We start from the raw sequence: 15,395 nt of genomic DNA, 5'->3' as shown, positions 1-15,395 counted from the left end.
GATATCCTTCACATCGTGCAAGATCGGTAGGCTTCCCCCGGGGTCACGTCAACCGCTGCCGCGCGGGGGCCGGCCTTGTGGCGGCGGGCTGGAACGGGGTATGGCTGAGAACCAGAGATGGCCGGCCGCGCCGTGATGCCGCCCGCCCGTGACCGAAAGGCCCGCCAGACCCGTGGATCCGCGCAAAGACAGCCCCGCCCGCCTGATCGCCACCGCCACCCGCGCCGGGGCCCCCGCCGCCCCCGATCGCGCCAAGGTGCCGGGGCTGCTGCGCAGGCTGTGGGACGACTATCTTCGCCCCCATCGCGGCGGCATGCTGCTGGCCTTTTTGCTGATGACGCTGGAGGGATCGACCCTGGCGCTGATCAGCTGGATGCTGAAGCCACTGTTCGACGTGGTCTTCATCGGCCAGCAGCAGGGCGCGATCTGGTGGGTCGGCGGGGCGATCTTTGGCATCTTCCTGCTGCGCGCTGTGACCCTGATCTCCAGCCGGGCGCTGCTGACGCGGATCTCGCTGTCGGTGTCGACGCTGATGCAGACGCGGCTGCTGGCGCATATCCTGACGCTGGACCAGCGGTTCTTCCGCGACAATCCCCCGGGCGCGATGATCGAGCGCATCCAGGGCGACACCATCGCGGTGCAGGGGGTCTGGGCCACGCTGATCACCGGGGCCACGCGCGACGCGATCAGCCTGGTGATGCTGTTCGGGGTGGCGCTAACCATCGACCCGGTCTGGACCCTGGGCGCGCTGATCGGCGCCCCGATCCTGATCATGCCGGCGGCGCTGGTCCAGCGCTATATCCGCCGCAAGGTGCGCCAGAACCGCGCCAATGCCAGCCTGCGCGCGACGCGGCTGGACGAGGTGCTGCACGGCATCGCCTCGATCCGGCTGAACCGGGCCGAGGCCGCCCAGACCGAGCGCTTTGCCCAGATCGTCGGCCGCATCCGGCAGGCCGAGACCAAGGTCGCCGCGACCTCCAGCGTGATCCCGGCGCTGACCGACATCGTGACCGGCATCGGCTTTGTCGCGGTGCTGGCCCTGGGCGGCAGCGAGGTGATGGAGGGCCAGCGCAGCGTCGGCGATTTCATGGCATTCTTCACGGCGCTGGCCTTGGCCTTCCAGCCGATGCGGCGGCTTGGCGGGCTGGCCGGCACCTGGCAGATCGCCGCCGCGAGCCTGGAGCGGATCTACCAGGTCTTTGACACGCAGCCGACGGTCGTGTCGGGCCCGCGCCTGGCCCCGCCTGACAGCATGGACGTGCGGCTGGAGGATGTCTGGCTGTCCTATGACGGGCAGGTCGTGCTGCACGGGCTGTCCTTCACCGCCGCGGCGGGGCAGACGACGGCGCTGGTCGGGCCCTCCGGGGCCGGCAAGTCCACGGTCTTCAACCTGCTGACCCGGATGGTGGACCCCGATCGGGGGCAGGTCCTGCTGGGGGGCGTGCCGGTGTCGGACTATGACCTGGGCGTTCTGCGCGACCAGTTTTCGACCGTGGCGCAGGAATCGGCGCTGTTCGACGAAAGCCTGCGCGACAACGTGCTGATGGGCCGGCCCGAGGCCTCGGATGCCGACCTGGGCCGCGCGCTGGAGGCGGCCCATGTGACCAATTTTCTGGACGAGCAGCGCCGCCTGGACAGTCCGGTCGGCCCGCGCGGATCGTCGCTGTCGGGCGGGCAGCGCCAGCGCGTGGCGATCGCCCGCGCCCTGCTGCGCGACGCGCCGATCCTGCTGCTGGACGAGGCCACCAGCGCGCTGGACACCGCCAGCGAGCGGCTGGTCCAAGACGCGCTGGACAAGCTGTCCGAGGGCCGCACGACCCTGGTGATCGCCCACCGCCTGTCCACGATCCGCAATGCCGACAAGATCGTGGTCCTGGAATCGGGCAGGGTTGTCGAACAGGGCAGCCATGACCAGTTGATGGCCAGGCGCGGCGCCTATGCCCGGCTTGTCGCGCTGCAATTCGGAGAGAATGAATGACCCGCCAGATCATCCGCCTGACCGGAGAGGACCGCGAAGCCTTTCTGCAGGGGCTTGTCACCAACGACATCCGCCGCGCGCCCTGCTGGGCGGCGCTGCTGACGCCGCAGGGCAAGTACCTGGTCGATTTCCTGGTGATCCCCGACGGCGACGCGCTGCTGATCGATGTCGAGGCGCAACTGGCCCCCGACCTGCTGCGGCGCCTGTCGATGTACAAGCTGCGCAGCAAGGTGGCGCTGGAGGCGGTGGACATGCCCGTGGCGCGCGGCACCGGCCCCGCCCCCGAAGGCGCCATTGCCGACCCGCGCCACCCCGCGCTCGGCTGGCGGCTCTATGGGCAGGCGGGCGATGACGGCAGCGATTGGGATGCGATCCGGGTCGCCCATTGCATCCCCGAAACCGGGATCGAGCTGGTCCCGAACGACACCTATATCCTGGAGGCCGGGTTCGAGCGTCTGCACGGCGTCGATTTCCGCAAGGGCTGTTACGTGGGCCAGGAGGTCACCGCGCGGATGAAGCACAAGACCGAGTTGCGCAAGGGCCTGCAGGTGCTGCACATCGAAGGCGCGGCGCCCGTGGGCACCCCCATCACCGCCGACGGGCGCGAGGTGGGCACCCTGTTCACCCAGTCGGGCGGGCAGGCCATCGCGCATGTCCGTCACGACCGCGTCGGCCCCGACATGCAGGCGGGCGAGGCGCGGCTGTTTCCCGCATGATCCCGGAGGCGCAGCCCGAACCGGGGCTGCGCAAGATCATCCATATCGACATGGACGCCTTCTTCGCCTCGGTCGAACAGCGCGACTTTCCCGAACTGCGCGGCAAGCCGGTGGCGGTCGGCGGGTCGGCGGCGCGCGGCGTGGTGGCGGCCGCCAGCTACGAGGCGCGGGTCTTTGGCGTGCGCTCGGCCATGCCCTCGGTCACGGCGTCGCGGCTTTGCCCCGACCTGATCTTCGTGCGCCACCGCTTTGACGTCTATCGCGCCGTCAGCCAGCAGATCCGCGCGATCTTTCACGACTACACGCCCCTGGTCGAGCCGCTGTCGCTGGACGAGGCCTATCTGGACGTCACCGACCACCTGCAGGGCCGCACCGCGACGCGCATCGCCTCCGACATCCGCGCCCGCATCCGGGCGGCGACGCAGCTGACCGCCAGCGCGGGGGTCAGCTACAACAAGTTCCTGGCGAAACTGGCCTCCGACCAGAACAAGCCCGACGGGCTTTGCGTGATCACCCCGGACCGCGGCCCCGATTTCGTGCTGTCGCTGCCGGTCGGCAAGTTCCACGGGATCGGCCCGGCGACGGCCGGAAAGATGCAGGCGATGGGCATCCAGACCGGCGCCGACCTGCGGGCGCAGGACCTGGATTTCCTGTTGCGGCGGTTCGGCAAGGCCGGGCGCTATTACTGGAACATCTCGCGCGGGATCGACCACCGCCGGGTCAGCCCCGACCGCATCCGCAAGTCGGTGGGGGCCGAGAACACCTATTCCTCCGATCTGCTGACGCTGGAGGAGGCCGTGGAGGCGCTGGCGCCCCTGGCCGCCAAGGTCTGGGCCACGGTGGCGCGCCACGAGCTGCGCGGCCGGACGGTGACGGTCAAGGTCAAGTTCGCCGATTTCCAGCAGGTGACCCGGGCGCGCAGCCTGGGGCATGTTGTCGCGTCCGAGGCCGAGATGCTGGACATCGCGCGCGATCTTGCGGGCATGGTGCTGCCGGACCCGCGGGGGGCGCGACTGCTGGGGATCACCCTGTCAGGCTTTGACCAGGACGACCCCGACCCGGCGCAGCTGAGCCTGTTCGACTGAGCGCGCAGCAAAAACGCCCCGCGCGACATGCACGGGGCGTTCCTGTGGGCTGTGGTGCGGGGCCTGCGACGATCAGGCGCGCTCGCTGTATTCGAAGACCTCGGTGTTGACGATGATCGCCTCGCCTTCGCCGACGAAGGGCGGGATCATGATGCGCACGCCGTTGTCCAGGATCGCCGGCTTGTAGCTGTTGGCGGCCGTCTGGCCCTTCACGACCGGCTCGGTCTCGGCCACGGTGCAGGTGACCTTCTGCGGGATCGAGACCGACAGGGCCTCTTCGCCATAATATTCGATGGTCGCGGTCATGCCGTCCTGCAGGAAGGGGCGGCGATCGCCCAGCAACTCGGCGTCCAGCTCGGTCTGCTCAAAGGTCTCGCTGTCCATGAAGACCAGCTTGCCGTCGGTTTCATACAGGAACTGCTGGTCCTTCTGGTCCAGGCGGACGCGTTCGACCTTGTCTTCCGAACGGAAGCGTTCGTTCAGCTTGCGGCCGTCGCGCAGGTTCTTCATCTCGACCTGGGCGAAGGCGCCGCCCTTGCCGGGCTTGACATGGCTGACCTTCACGGCGGCCCACAGGCCCCCGTCATGTTCCAGCACATTGCCGGGGCGGATTTCGTTGCCGTTGATCTTGGGCATGGGATGCTTCTCGTGCGATTGCGGAGGTTTTGCGCCGGTCGGGCGTTGAACGGCGAATTGGACCCCCTATATCGGGGCCTGCCTTCTCAGGCAACCAGATCGCTTCTGCGGCGTTGTCAAGTCGGCAACATGGGCAAGCGGCTGCCGTCATACGGGAACCAGGGCAGTTTTTTCCCGTTTTTGCGCGACATGCAGTAGAGACATGGCAGACATGCGGCGCAGGGGATACCGAATCGGAGTTGCGAAAGGCTAAGGCTGCAGCACCGTCGGAGAAACGGATTCAAGAAACAGGGGAAGCGTCAAGTTTCCCCACAGGTCCTGTCGTGCTGATGGGACCGCAAGAGATGGACGAACACGATGCGCGATTTTGTTGACGGCTCGGCTTTCAATTTCGAACAGGGCCAGCGGGCCCGCAAGCTGTTTGCGGCCGTGGTTCTGGCTGCTTTGGATGATGCCATTGCGGATGACAAGAAATATGGCAACGGCCCCGAGCAGATCGCCCGCTGGGCGCGGTCGCGCGATGGCCGCGAGGTGCTGTCCTGCGCGGGGATCGACCCCAACGAGCGCGTGGTGAAGGGCCTGATGGAATTTGTGTCGAAGGGTGTGCGCACCTCGGTCGCGCTGTCGCGCGAGGAAAGCGAACGCCGCATGGCCGCCGAAGCCGAGGAAGCCGAAGCCGCCTGATCCGGCGCGCATCGCCCAATGCTCAAGGCCGTCCCTCGGGACGGCCTCTTTTGTTGCTCAGAGCCGGGTGATGATGCGCTGCGAATAGAAATGCCGGACGTCGTCGGCATGGCAAAGCTCGGTCGCCGGGGTCTTGACCGCCGCCGATGCGGCCGCCGTGCCCAAGGCCAGCGCCTCCTGCACGGGCCAGCCTCGCGCCATGGCCAAGACAAAGCCCGCCACGAAGCTGTCGCCCGCTCCGACCGCGCTGACCACCGCCACGGGCGCCGCCGTTGCGTGCCAGGCACCGTCGGGCCCGGCAACCACCGACCCGTCCGCGCCGCGCGCCACGATCACCGATCGCGCCGCGCCGTTCCGGACCAGGCCCGCGGCGAATTCGGCGCTGTCGCTGCGCAGGGGCAGGGGGCGCCCCGCCAGTCCCTCGGCCTCGTGGCTGTCCATGCGCAGCACGTCCACCGGGATCGACGATCCCGCCAGCGCCCGCAGCGCGTCGCCCGACGTGTCCACCAGCAGCTTGGCACGCCCGTCCTTCAGGCGCACGGTCAGCATCTGCTCGAACCCTGCCGCCACGCCCGGCGGGTTCGACCCCGAGACGACGACCCAGCCCCCAGCCAGGGCGGCCTCGCCGATGGCGGCGATGGTGCTGGCCACCTGCGCCATGTGCCATTCGGGGCCCGGCATGACAAAGCGGTACTGCCCGCCCGTCGTGCGGTCGGTGACCGCCAGCGACTGGCGGGTCTCCCCCGGCGCGGTCAGGCGCAGGACCGAGAGGCCGGCCGATTTCAGCATCTCGGCCAGCCGGGTGCCCGTTGCCCCGCCCAGCGCCACCATGGCCGTCGACTGCCCCCCGATGATCTTGATGGCGCGGCTGACATTGATGCCGCCGCCGCCGGGATCGACCACCGGCTTGTCGCAGCGCAGCTTCAGGTCGGGCACGACCTGGTCGGCGGCGGTGGACAGATCCAGCGCCGGGTTCAGCGTGACGGTCAGGATGGGGGCCTGGCCGCTCATTCCCACCAACGATCGATGGTGGCGATGTCGTCGTCGGACCAGCCGAAGTGATGCGCCATCTCGTGCGTGACGATATGGACGACAAGATCGCCCAGGGTGACATCCCCGCGCGAGGCCCATTCGTCCATGATCGGACGACGATAGAGCCAGATGATGTCGGGCTGGCCCGGCTGGTCGGCGACCGACTTCTCGGTCAGGGGCACGCCGTCATAGATGCCGGTCAGTTCGAACGGGTCGTCGATCTGCAATTCGTCCAGCACGTCCTCGGGCGCGAATTCGGCCACGCGGATCGCCACCGCGGCAGCGGCGGCCGCGAATTCCGCCGGCAGACCGTCAAGGGCCGTGCGGGCCATCGCCTCGATCTCGGCTGCGTCGGGGGCGGTCCGCCCATCCCAGTCACTCATTCCAGCGCCTCCTGCGTTCAACCCCCGATATGGACAAAAATGCCGGTCTGTGAAAGAGCAACCCCAACAGGAGACGCCCCATGACCATCACTCGTTTCGCGCCCTCGCCCACCGGCCATATCCATGTCGGCAACCTGCGCACCGCGCTGTTCAACTATCTGATCGCCCGCAAGACCGGCGGCACCTTCATCCTGCGCCTGGACGACACCGACCAGGAACGCAGCAAGGAGGAATATGTCGAGGGGATCAAGCGCGACCTGGACTGGCTGGGGCTGCACTGGGACCGGGTGGAGCGCCAGTCGTTGCGCCTGGAGCGCTATCGCGCCGAGGCCGAGGCGCTGAAGGCGTCGGGCCGCCTGTACGAGGTCTTCGAGACCCCGACCGAACTGGACCTGAAGCGCAAGAAGCAGCTGAACATGGGCAAGCCGCCGGTCTATGACCGCACCGGCCTGCACCTTTCGGACGCTGACAAGGATCGTATGCGGGCCGAGGGCCGCGAGGGTTACTGGCGCTTTCTGCTGGAGCAGGAGCGGATCGAATGGACCGACGGCATCCTGGGCGACATCTCGATCGACGCGGCCTCGGTCAGCGATCCGGTGCTGATCCGTGCCGACGGGCAGGTGCTGTACACCTTCGCCAGCAGCGTGGATGACACCGACATGGGCGTCACGAATATCGTGCGCGGGTCGGACCATGTGACGAACACCGCGACCCAGATCCAGATCATCCGGGCCATCGGCGGCACGCCCCCGGCCTTTGCGCATCATTCGCTGCTGACCGGCGCCAAGGGCGAGGAACTGTCCAAACGCATCGGCGCGCTGTCGCTGAAGGACCTGCGCGAGGCGGGCGTGGCACCCGAGGCGCTGATCAGCCTGATGGCGCGGCTTGGATCGGGCGTGCCGGTGGAACTGGCCTCGCTGGACGAGCTGGCCGAGGCCTTTGACCTGTCGCAGTTCGGCGCATCGCCCACCAAGTTCGAGGCCGACGATCTGTGGCCCCTGACGCGGGAGCGCAACCAGCGCCTGCCCTTCGACCAGGTGGCCGACCGGATCGCGGCGCTTGGCGTGCCGGCGGACCAGGCCGAGCGCTTCTGGCGGGTCGCCTCGCAGAACATCACCCGGCTGGAGGATCTTGAGGGCTGGTGGCAGATCTTCAGCGAGGGGGCCGAGCCGCAGATCGACCCCGAGGATGCCGAGTTCGTGGCCCAGGCCATGACCCTGCTGCCCGAGGGTCCCTTCACCGACGCGACCTGGGGCGAATGGACGGCGGCCGTCAAGGAGGCCACGGGCCGCAAGGGCAAGGGCCTGTTCATGCCGCTGCGCAAGGCCGTCACCGGCCAGGCCCACGGCCCCGAGATGTCGGACGTGATGCCGCTGCTGCAGGTCGTGAAGGCGCGCGGCTGATCTGCGTCCTGCGATCGCGGGGGGCCTGCTGCCCCCCGCATCCCCCCGCCCACACGGATCGCAACCGTCTCCCCTGCAGAAAACCCGTCAAAACCGCTTGACGACCCTGCGGCATTATTCTAGATCGCCGCTACTCCGTGGCGGAGTAGCTCAGTTGGTTAGAGCAGCGGAATCATAATCCGCGTGTCGGGGGTTCAAGTCCCTCCTCCGCTACCATTTCCCTCACAGTTACAGCCTGTTCGATGCGGTTGCCCGTCGCGGCAAGTTGTATTCAAATGCCCCTTGGCGGCAGGGGAACGATGCTCCAGCTTCATGTGTTGTGGCGATGGCCTTTCCCGGCGGGCAGCGGGGAATAAGTGGTGGAATTTTCAGGGGTGGCAGATCAGCATGGACGCAACGAGTGAACGCCTGACCCGCCCCGGACACAATTGCTGGCGGGTCGAGAAGTCGGGGCGCTTCGCGGTCATTGCCGATGCCGACGAGTATTTCCGTGCCGTCCGGCAGGCCATGCTGCAGGCGCGCAGCAGCATCCTGATGGTGGGCTGGGACTTTGACGCGCGCATTCCCTTGGGCGATGCCTCGGCGGATGGCGGGCCGTCCTGCCTGGGCGACTTCGTGGTCTGGCTGGCGGGGCGGAACCCGGGGTTGCACATCCGCCTGCTGCGTTGGGACAAGGGGGCACTGAAATCGATCTTTCGCGGGACCACGCTGCTGACGATCCTGCGCTGGAAGATGCACCCCCGGATCACGCTGCGGCTGGATGGCGCCCATCCCCTGGCCAGTTCGCACCACCACAAGATCGTGGTCATCGACGACTGCCTAGCCTTCTGCGGCGGCATCGACATCACGGAAGGCCGCTGGGACACGCGCGAGCACCTGGATGACAATCCGCTGCGGGTCAGCGCGCGCGGCAAGCCGATGAAGCCCTGGCACGACGCGACCAGTTGCTTTGACGGCCCGGCGGCGAAAGCCTTGGGCGACCTGGCGCGCGACCGCTGGCGCATCGCGTCGGGCGAGGAACTGTCGCCCGTGTCGGATGGGGCCGGCTGCTGGCCCGACGTGCTGGTGCCGCGGTTCCGTGACGTGCCCCTGGCCATCGCGCGCACCCGGCCCGAGATCCCGGACGTGCATCCCTCCTTCGAGATCGAGCAGATGTATCTGGACCTGATCGCGCGGGCCCGGCGGGTGATCTATGCCGAAAGCCAGTATTTCGCCTCGCGCCGCATCGCGCAGGCCATCGCCAAGCGGCTGACCGAGGATGATCCGCCCGAGATCGTGATCGTGAACCCGGTCAGCGCCGAGGGCTGGCTGGAGCCGCTGGCCATGGACACCGCCCGCGCCCGGCTGGTCGAGGCGCTGCAGCGGCTGGATCACCGCGGACGGTTCCGCATCTATCACCCGCTGACCGACGGCGGGGCCGAGATCTATGTCCATGCCAAGCTGATGATCGTCGACGACATCTATCTGCGGGTCGGCTCGTCGAACTTCAACAACCGCTCGATGCGGCTGGACACGGAATGCGACGTGGTGCTGGCGGCCGACCGGCCGGGCTGCGACACGGTGCGCGAGGAGATCATCGCCCTGCGCGACGACCTTCTGGGCGAGCACCTGTCACTGCCGCCGGAGAAGGTGTCGCAGCTGATCGCCGAGCATGGCAGCCTGATTGCCATGATCGAGACCAGCCGCGGACCGCGAGGGCAGGGGCGGACGCTGGCTCCCTATGAGATCCCCGAGCTGAACGGCTTGCAGATCTGGATGGCCGACAACGAGATCATGGACCCCGAGGGCCCCGAAAAGATCTTCGAGCCGCTTCACAAGCGCAGCCTGTTCAAGGGCTGGCGCTGGCCGCGCCGCAGGCGTCCCGCCTAGGCGGGTTGCGCCTGCCGCCCCGTCCGCTAGCCTGCGGCCAAGCGACAGGAATGGAAAGATCTGATGGAACGCGTGAAACTGGGCGGCAGCGAGGTCGAGGTCAGCCGGATCTGCCTTGGCACCATGACCTTTGGCAACCAGACCGACGAGGCGGGGGCGCATGCCCAGATGGATGCGGCGCTGGAGGTCGGGATGACCTTCATGGACTGCGCCGAGATGTATCCGGTGAACCCGGTGCGGCGCGAGACCATCGGCCGGTCCGAGGAGATCATCGGCCGCTGGCTGGCGCGCACGGGCCATCGCGACCGCGTCGAGATCGCCACCAAGATCACCGGCCCCAGCCAGATGGTCCGCGACGGCGCGCCTTTTGACGGCGCCACGGTCACGGCCTGCATCGACGCCTCGTTGCGGCGGCTGCAGACGGACCGGATCGACCTGTACCAGCTGCACTGGCCGGTGCGCGGCTCCTATGCCTTCCGCCAGAACTGGGCCTTTGATCCGTCGGGCCAGGACAAGGCCGCGACGCTGGCGCATATGCAGGACGTGCTGCAGGCGCTGTCGGCGGCACGGCGTGCTGGCAAGATCCGCGCGGTCGGACTGTCGAACGAATCGGCCTGGGGCCTGACCCGGTGGTGCGATGTGGCCGACCGGATCGGGGCGCCGCGCATGGCGTCGATCCAGAACGAATACTCGCCCCTCTACCGGCCCTATGACACGGACTTGGCCGAAACGGCGGTGAACGAGGACGTGACTCTGCTGTCCTATTCGCCGCTGGCCGCCGGGCTGCTGACGGGGAAATACGCCGATGATGCCATGCCCGAGGGCAGCCGGGCCGCGGTGGACAAGGCCACGGGCGGGCCGGGGAACTTGGGCGGGCGCAAGACCCCGCGCGGCGTCGAGGCGGCCTCGGCCTATGGCCGGCTGGCGGCCGAACATGGTTGGGACGTGATCCACATGGCCATCGCCTGGCAGTTGACGCGCCCCTTCAAGGTCGTGCCGATCATCGGCGCCACGACGACCAATCAGCTGCGTCACCTGATCGCCGGTCTTGACCGCGACCTGCCTGACGACTTGCGGCGCGGCATCGAAAGGCTGCACAAGGCCTTTCCTTTGCCCTATTGATGAAACGCAGGCTGCCTCTATCTTTCTGACGAGGCAGAGAAACATGAGGACCAGGCATGGCAGGCGATCCGTATGCAGCGCTCGGCGTTTCGCGTGACGCCAGCGCGGAGGACATCAAGAAGGCCTATCGGCGCATCGTAAAGACCGACCACCCGGACCTGAACCAGGAGCCGGCGGCGGTCGCGCGTTTCAAGGCGGCCTCGGCGGCCTATGACCTGCTGAAGGACCCCGAGCAGCGCCGCCGCTTTGACGCGGGTGAAATTGACGCGCAGGGCCAGGAACAGGGGCCGCGCTGGCGGACCCGTCAGCATGCGGGCGCGGGCGGCAATCCCTTTGGCGACGCGGCCGGACATGCGGGCGATCCCGATCTGTCGGATGTCTTTGCCGACCTTTTTGGCCAGCGGACCGGCGGGCGCGGGGGCGGTTTCGGGGGCTTTGGCAGTTTCGGCGGCGCGCGGGCCGACCAGCGCGGTCAGGACATGCGCTATCAGCTGGAGGTGGACTTCCTGACCGCCGTCCGCGGCGGCCGGACCCGCATCACCCTGCCCGAAGGGGGGACGCTGGATGTGGCCATCCCCAAGGGGGTGCGCGATGGCCAGACGATCCGCCTGCGCGGCAAGGGGGCGCCGGGACTGGGCCGCGCCCCGGCGGGCGACGCCTATCTGGATGTCAGCGTCGCCGATCACCCGCTGTTCCGGCGCGAAGGGGACGACATCCACGTGGTCCTGCCGATCGCGCTGGACGAGGCGGTTCTGGGCGGCAAGGTGCAGGCGCCCACCATCGACGGGCCGGTGAACCTGACCATCCCGCGCGGCGCCACCTCGGGTCAGAGGCTGCGCCTGCGGGGCCGGGGGGTCAACGGCGGCGACCAGCATGTCGAACTGCGCATCGCGATGCCTTCCAAGGTCGATGCAAAGCTGGCGGCCTTCTTCGAGGAATGGCGGCAGGAAAACGGCTATGATCCCAGACGGGGCATGGCGACGGGCTGATCGTTTTCTGCCAGCGCCGCCTCGCGCGCGGGCAGGTCCTGCATGACCGCGCGCCGGGCCTGGGGCGTCATGCTGCCCCAGCAGGCGATCTCGGTCAGGCTGCGAAAGCAGCCGATGCAAATCTGCGCGTCGGGGTCGATCTGGCAGATCTGGATGCAGGGGCTTTCGATCATTGGTGTTCCTTTGGCGGGGTCGTGAACCGTGAGGCCGGGTGCGTCGGAGGGGGCGGGCCGGGCCGAGCAAGGCCCGCCCCGGACGCTGCCGCTTGGCCCCAGACCCTAGGGCTGACGCTCCGGGTGGCGGGGGATGGTCAGCGGGCCAGATAGCGCAGGCGGTCCAGGGCGCCCTGCAGGATATATCCCGCGGCGACCTGGTCGATCACCTCGGCCCGGCGCTTGCGCGAGGTATCGGCCTCCAGCAGCGCCCGTTCGGCGGCGACGGTGGACAGGCGCTCGTCCCAATAGGCGATGGGCAGCGGCGTCAGCCGGGTCAGGTTTCGGGCAAAGGCGCGGGTCGATTGCGCCCGCGGCCCTTCGGAGCCGTCCATGTTGCGCGGCAGGCCTAGGACCAGTCCCACCAGGCCCCGGTCCTGGGCGATCGCCAGCAGCGCCTCGGCATCGGTGGTGAACTTTTGCCGGCGGATGACGGTGATCGGCGAGGCGACCTGGCGCATGCCGTCGCTAACCGCCACGCCGATGGTCTTGGTGCCCAGGTCCAGCCCGGCGACGGCGCCGACGGCGGGCAGGGCGGCGGCAAATTCGATGATGTCCTCGTGGATCATTCGGCGACCCCCGCCTCTTGCGCCGCCTGGCGGATCGGAGCCAGCGCCTCGGGCGCGGAGCCAAAGCGCTGCTGGGCCTCCTCCCAGATGGCACCGGCCTGGTCGGTGCGACCCAGGACACCCAGGGCGCCGATCAGCCGCGCCCATTCCTCGGGCGAGCCGCCCTCGGTCGCCAGGCGGTTCTGAAGGCCCGACACCATCCCCTCGATCATCTGCTGGCGGTCCTCGGGCGACATGTCCTGCGCCGCGGCCATCGCATCGGCATCGGGGCCGGGCAGGGCGGCGGCGGGGTCCTCAGGCGGCTGATAGTCGGGCTGACCCGCCAGCCAGGCCAGGTCCCGGATGGCGGCCCGGATCGAGGGCATCCACGGCGCCTCGGGCGGACCCTGTTCCAGCAGGCGGCGCCAGATCGGGAAGGCGCGGTCCGGGCGGCCGTTCTGGATCAGCAGCACGCCCTGCAGATAGCGCGCCTGCGCCTGGTCTGGGTCCAGTGTCAGCGCGCGGGCCAGCACGGCCTCGGCCTCGACGGTGACGAGGCCGCCCGCCGCCTCGATCATCAGCGAGGCCAGGCGCAGCAGCTCTATTGCGTCGGCCCCGCTGCCAAGCGCCTCGACCAGCTGCTGCTGGGCCTGGCGGGCGGCGGTCATGTTGCCAAGGCGGATCTCGTTGCTGACCAGCAGCGTCAGGCCCTGGATGTCCTGCGGGTTGCGGGCCACCGCCTCGCGCAGCTGTTCGACCAGCGACATGTAATCGCTGTCCGTATCGGACAGGTCGGGCGCGGGGCGGGGCGGCGCCGCCACCTCGGCCTCCGCTTGGGTCGGGCGGTTCTGATAGGCGGCGTCGGCGGCCGCGATCCGCTCGCCCAGGGGCATGTCCGCGGCGCCCGGCATGCCCTCGCGCAGGTAAAGCGCCACCGCCCCGGCCAGAACGGCGCCCAGCACCAGCAGGGCCCAGACCGGGCGCTCCGAGGCGACCAGGGGCCGGCTGCGCGACAGGCGCCTGTCGGCGTCCAGCACCTTGCGGCCGATCTCGGTGCGCAGGCGGTGGGCGTCCTCGGGCTGGATCACGCCGCGCTCCAGGTCGCGGTCGACCTCGCGCAGCTGGTCGCGATAGACGCGCAGGTCATAGGCGGCGGCGGGCTCGGTCCCGGCGGCGGCGCGCCCGCGCCAGACCGGCGCCAGAATGGCAAAGGCGACAATCGCGGTCAGGCCCGCGGCGAGCATCCAGAACATCGGCATCCTCCGTTGCCCCCTCCCTAGCCCGATTGCCCGCGATCCGAAAGCGGCCCGTGACCGAATGCGGGGCCGCGATGGGGGCATTGCGCCGGTCACAAGGTCGCATGTCGCATTTTGCCGTGATCCGCCGCGACGCATCTTGAGCCTGCCGCCCCCCGGCGTCATTCTGATGCTGATTCATTTCAGGGAGCCATCATGCCCGACGCCCCCCGCTCCGGCCGCTATTCCGTCTTCGCCTTGGCCCGCGAAGCCTTGCGCCAGCACCAGGGCTGGAACCGGGCCTGGACCAGCCCGGCCCCGCGCGACCGCTACAAGGTGGTCATCGTGGGGGCCGGCGGTCACGGCCTGGCCACCGCCTATTACCTGGGCAAGAATTTCGGCATCACCGATGTCGCGGTGATCGAGAAGGGCTGGCTGGGCGGCGGCAATACCGGGCGCAACACCACGATCATCCGGTCGAACTACCTCCAGGATCCCTCGGCCGCGATCTACGAGAAATCCCGCAGCCTTTATGAAACCCTGTCCCAGGACCTGAACTACAATATCATGTTCAGCCCGCGTGGCCTGATCATGCTGGCGCAGACCGAACACGAGATCCGCGGCTACAAGCGCACCGTCTATGCCAACAACCTGCAGGGCGTCGCCACCGAATGGCTGGAGCCGCAGCGCCTGAAGGAGCTGGTGCCGATCATCAGCCTGGACGGTCCGCGCTATCCGGTTTTGGGCGGCCTTTACCAGGCGCGCGGCGGCACGGCCCGCCATGACGCGGTGGCTTGGGGCTATGCCCGGGCCTGTTCCGACATGGGCATGCATGTCATCCAGAACTGCGAGGTCCAGGGGATCGAGACCGAGGGCGGGCAGGTCCGCGCCGTCAACACCTCCAAGGGCCGCATCGGCTGCGACAAGCTGTCGATCGTGGTCGCGGGCCATTCCAGCCAGCTGGCCGAGATGGCGGGCTTTCGCCTGCCGATCGAAAGCGTGGCGCTGCAGGCGGTGGTGTCGGAGCCGATCAAGCCCTGCATGGATGTCGTGGTCATGGCCAACACCGTTCACGGCTACCTGTCGCAATCCGACAAGGGAGAGATGGTGATCGGCGGCGGCACCGACGGCTTCAACAACTTCACCCAACGCGGCAGCTGGCAGCATGTCGAGGAAACCGTCCGCGCCCTGATCGAGACCTTCCCGATGCTGTCGCGCCTCAAGATGTTGCGGCAGTGGGGCGGGATCGTGGACATGACCGGCGACCGCTCGCCCATTCTGTCCACGACGCCGGTGGGTGGCATCTTCGTCAACTGCGGCTGGGGCACCGGCGGCTTCAAGGCGATCCCGGGATCGGGCTGGGCCATGGCCGAACTGGTCGCCACGGGCAGGCCCGGCCCGCTGGCCGCGGCCTTCGGGCTGAACCGCTTCCGCGAGGGTCGCTTCATCGACGAATCCGTCGCCGCCGGTGTGGCGCATTAAGCATGTTTGCACTGATGAATC

General features: G+C 68.6%; 15 protein-coding genes and 1 tRNA gene. 10 read left to right on the top strand and 6 right to left on the bottom strand.

Annotated elements, in window-relative coordinates; genetic code table 11:
- Positions 1–313: 313 nt before the first annotated feature.
- From ACZ2G3_RS13260 to dinB, 3 genes are read left to right on the top strand one after another with little or no spacing between them, the layout of a single operon-like run.
- Positions 314–1,978, top strand: a complete 1,665-nt coding sequence (locus tag ACZ2G3_RS13260; RefSeq protein WP_470399130.1) for an ABC transporter ATP-binding protein — start codon at positions 314–316, stop codon at positions 1,976–1,978.
- A complete protein-coding gene (gene ygfZ / locus ACZ2G3_RS13255; protein ID WP_470396490.1) occupies positions 1,975–2,694 on the top strand; it encodes a CAF17-like 4Fe-4S cluster assembly/insertion protein YgfZ in 720 nt (239 codons plus the stop codon). Before ACZ2G3_RS13260 ends, ygfZ begins: the two co-directional genes overlap by 4 nt.
- A complete protein-coding gene (dinB, locus tag ACZ2G3_RS13250; protein ID WP_470396488.1) occupies positions 2,691–3,779 on the top strand; it encodes a DNA polymerase IV in 1,089 nt (362 codons plus the stop codon). The genes ygfZ and dinB overlap by 4 nt, the downstream gene beginning before the upstream one ends.
- 72 nt (positions 3,780–3,851) lie before the next feature.
- On the opposite strand, the gene efp is transcribed toward dinB, so the two are convergent.
- Positions 3,852–4,415: an elongation factor P gene (efp, locus tag ACZ2G3_RS13245; RefSeq protein ID WP_111301981.1), complete on the bottom strand. Its 564-nt coding sequence runs from the start codon at positions 4,413–4,415 to the stop codon at positions 3,852–3,854.
- 357 nt (positions 4,416–4,772) lie between these two features.
- Between efp and ACZ2G3_RS13240 the strand changes: the two genes are divergently transcribed.
- Positions 4,773–5,099: a DUF6280 family protein gene (locus tag ACZ2G3_RS13240; protein WP_042251710.1), complete on the top strand. Its 327-nt coding sequence runs from the start codon at positions 4,773–4,775 to the stop codon at positions 5,097–5,099.
- A 57-nt stretch (positions 5,100–5,156) separates the two neighbouring features.
- On the opposite strand, the gene ACZ2G3_RS13235 is transcribed toward ACZ2G3_RS13240, so the two are convergent.
- Together ACZ2G3_RS13235 and ACZ2G3_RS13230 are read right to left on the bottom strand one after the other, a co-directional pair.
- Positions 5,157–6,110, bottom strand: a complete 954-nt coding sequence (locus tag ACZ2G3_RS13235; RefSeq protein ID WP_470396487.1) for a 1-phosphofructokinase family hexose kinase — start codon at positions 6,108–6,110, stop codon at positions 5,157–5,159.
- The gene (locus ACZ2G3_RS13230) at positions 6,107–6,514 is read right to left on the bottom strand and encodes a metallopeptidase family protein (RefSeq protein ID WP_419270354.1); all 408 of its coding nucleotides are present in this window, start codon (positions 6,512–6,514) and stop codon (positions 6,107–6,109) included. Before ACZ2G3_RS13230 ends, ACZ2G3_RS13235 begins: the two co-directional genes overlap by 4 nt.
- 80 nt (positions 6,515–6,594) lie before the next feature.
- On the opposite strand from ACZ2G3_RS13230, the gene gltX reads away from it, so the two are divergent.
- The 5 genes from gltX (at position 6,595) to ACZ2G3_RS13205 (ending at position 11,897) form a co-directional block, all read left to right on the top strand.
- Positions 6,595–7,917, top strand: coding sequence for a glutamate--tRNA ligase (gene gltX, locus ACZ2G3_RS13225; RefSeq protein ID WP_470396486.1), 1,323 nt, complete (start codon positions 6,595–6,597; stop codon positions 7,915–7,917).
- A 139-nt stretch (positions 7,918–8,056) separates the two neighbouring features.
- Positions 8,057–8,133, top strand: a tRNA-Met gene (locus ACZ2G3_RS13220).
- A gap of 171 nt (positions 8,134–8,304) precedes the next feature.
- Positions 8,305–9,786: a phospholipase D-like domain-containing protein gene (locus ACZ2G3_RS13215; protein WP_470396485.1), complete on the top strand. Its 1,482-nt coding sequence runs from the start codon at positions 8,305–8,307 to the stop codon at positions 9,784–9,786.
- 63 nt (positions 9,787–9,849) lie between these two features.
- Positions 9,850–10,908, top strand: a complete 1,059-nt coding sequence (locus ACZ2G3_RS13210) for an aldo/keto reductase (RefSeq protein ID WP_470396484.1) — start codon at positions 9,850–9,852, stop codon at positions 10,906–10,908.
- 56 nt (positions 10,909–10,964) lie between these two features.
- Positions 10,965–11,897, top strand: coding sequence for a DnaJ C-terminal domain-containing protein (locus ACZ2G3_RS13205; RefSeq protein WP_470396483.1), 933 nt, complete (start codon positions 10,965–10,967; stop codon positions 11,895–11,897).
- Here the strand turns inward: ACZ2G3_RS13205 and ACZ2G3_RS13200 are convergent.
- The 3 genes from ACZ2G3_RS13200 to ccmI form a co-directional block, all read right to left on the bottom strand.
- On the bottom strand, positions 11,864–12,070 hold the full coding sequence (locus ACZ2G3_RS13200) for a DUF1289 domain-containing protein (RefSeq protein ID WP_470396482.1): 207 nt from the start codon (positions 12,068–12,070) through the stop codon (positions 11,864–11,866). The two genes, ACZ2G3_RS13205 and ACZ2G3_RS13200, sit on opposite strands and share 34 nt — an antisense overlap.
- 137 nt (positions 12,071–12,207) lie before the next feature.
- A complete protein-coding gene (gene ruvX, locus ACZ2G3_RS13195) occupies positions 12,208–12,678 on the bottom strand; it encodes a Holliday junction resolvase RuvX (RefSeq protein ID WP_470396480.1) in 471 nt (156 codons plus the stop codon).
- Entirely contained in the window at positions 12,675–13,910 is a 1,236-nt protein-coding gene (gene ccmI / locus ACZ2G3_RS13190; RefSeq protein WP_470396479.1) for a c-type cytochrome biogenesis protein CcmI, read from the bottom strand. Before ccmI ends, ruvX begins: the two co-directional genes overlap by 4 nt.
- A 198-nt stretch (positions 13,911–14,108) precedes the next feature.
- Between ccmI and ACZ2G3_RS13185 the strand changes: the two genes are divergently transcribed.
- Positions 14,109–15,374 carry a sarcosine oxidase subunit beta family protein gene (locus tag ACZ2G3_RS13185; protein WP_470396478.1) on the top strand — a complete coding sequence of 422 codons (1,266 nt, stop codon included), beginning with the start codon at positions 14,109–14,111 and terminating at the stop codon, positions 15,372–15,374.
- Positions 15,375–15,395: the final 21 nt, after the last annotated feature.

This window comes from Paracoccus sp. KKT209, assembly GCF_055635455.1.
Note: the sequence above shows the minus strand (reverse complement) of the source record. Positions and strands in the feature narration are given on the sequence as shown.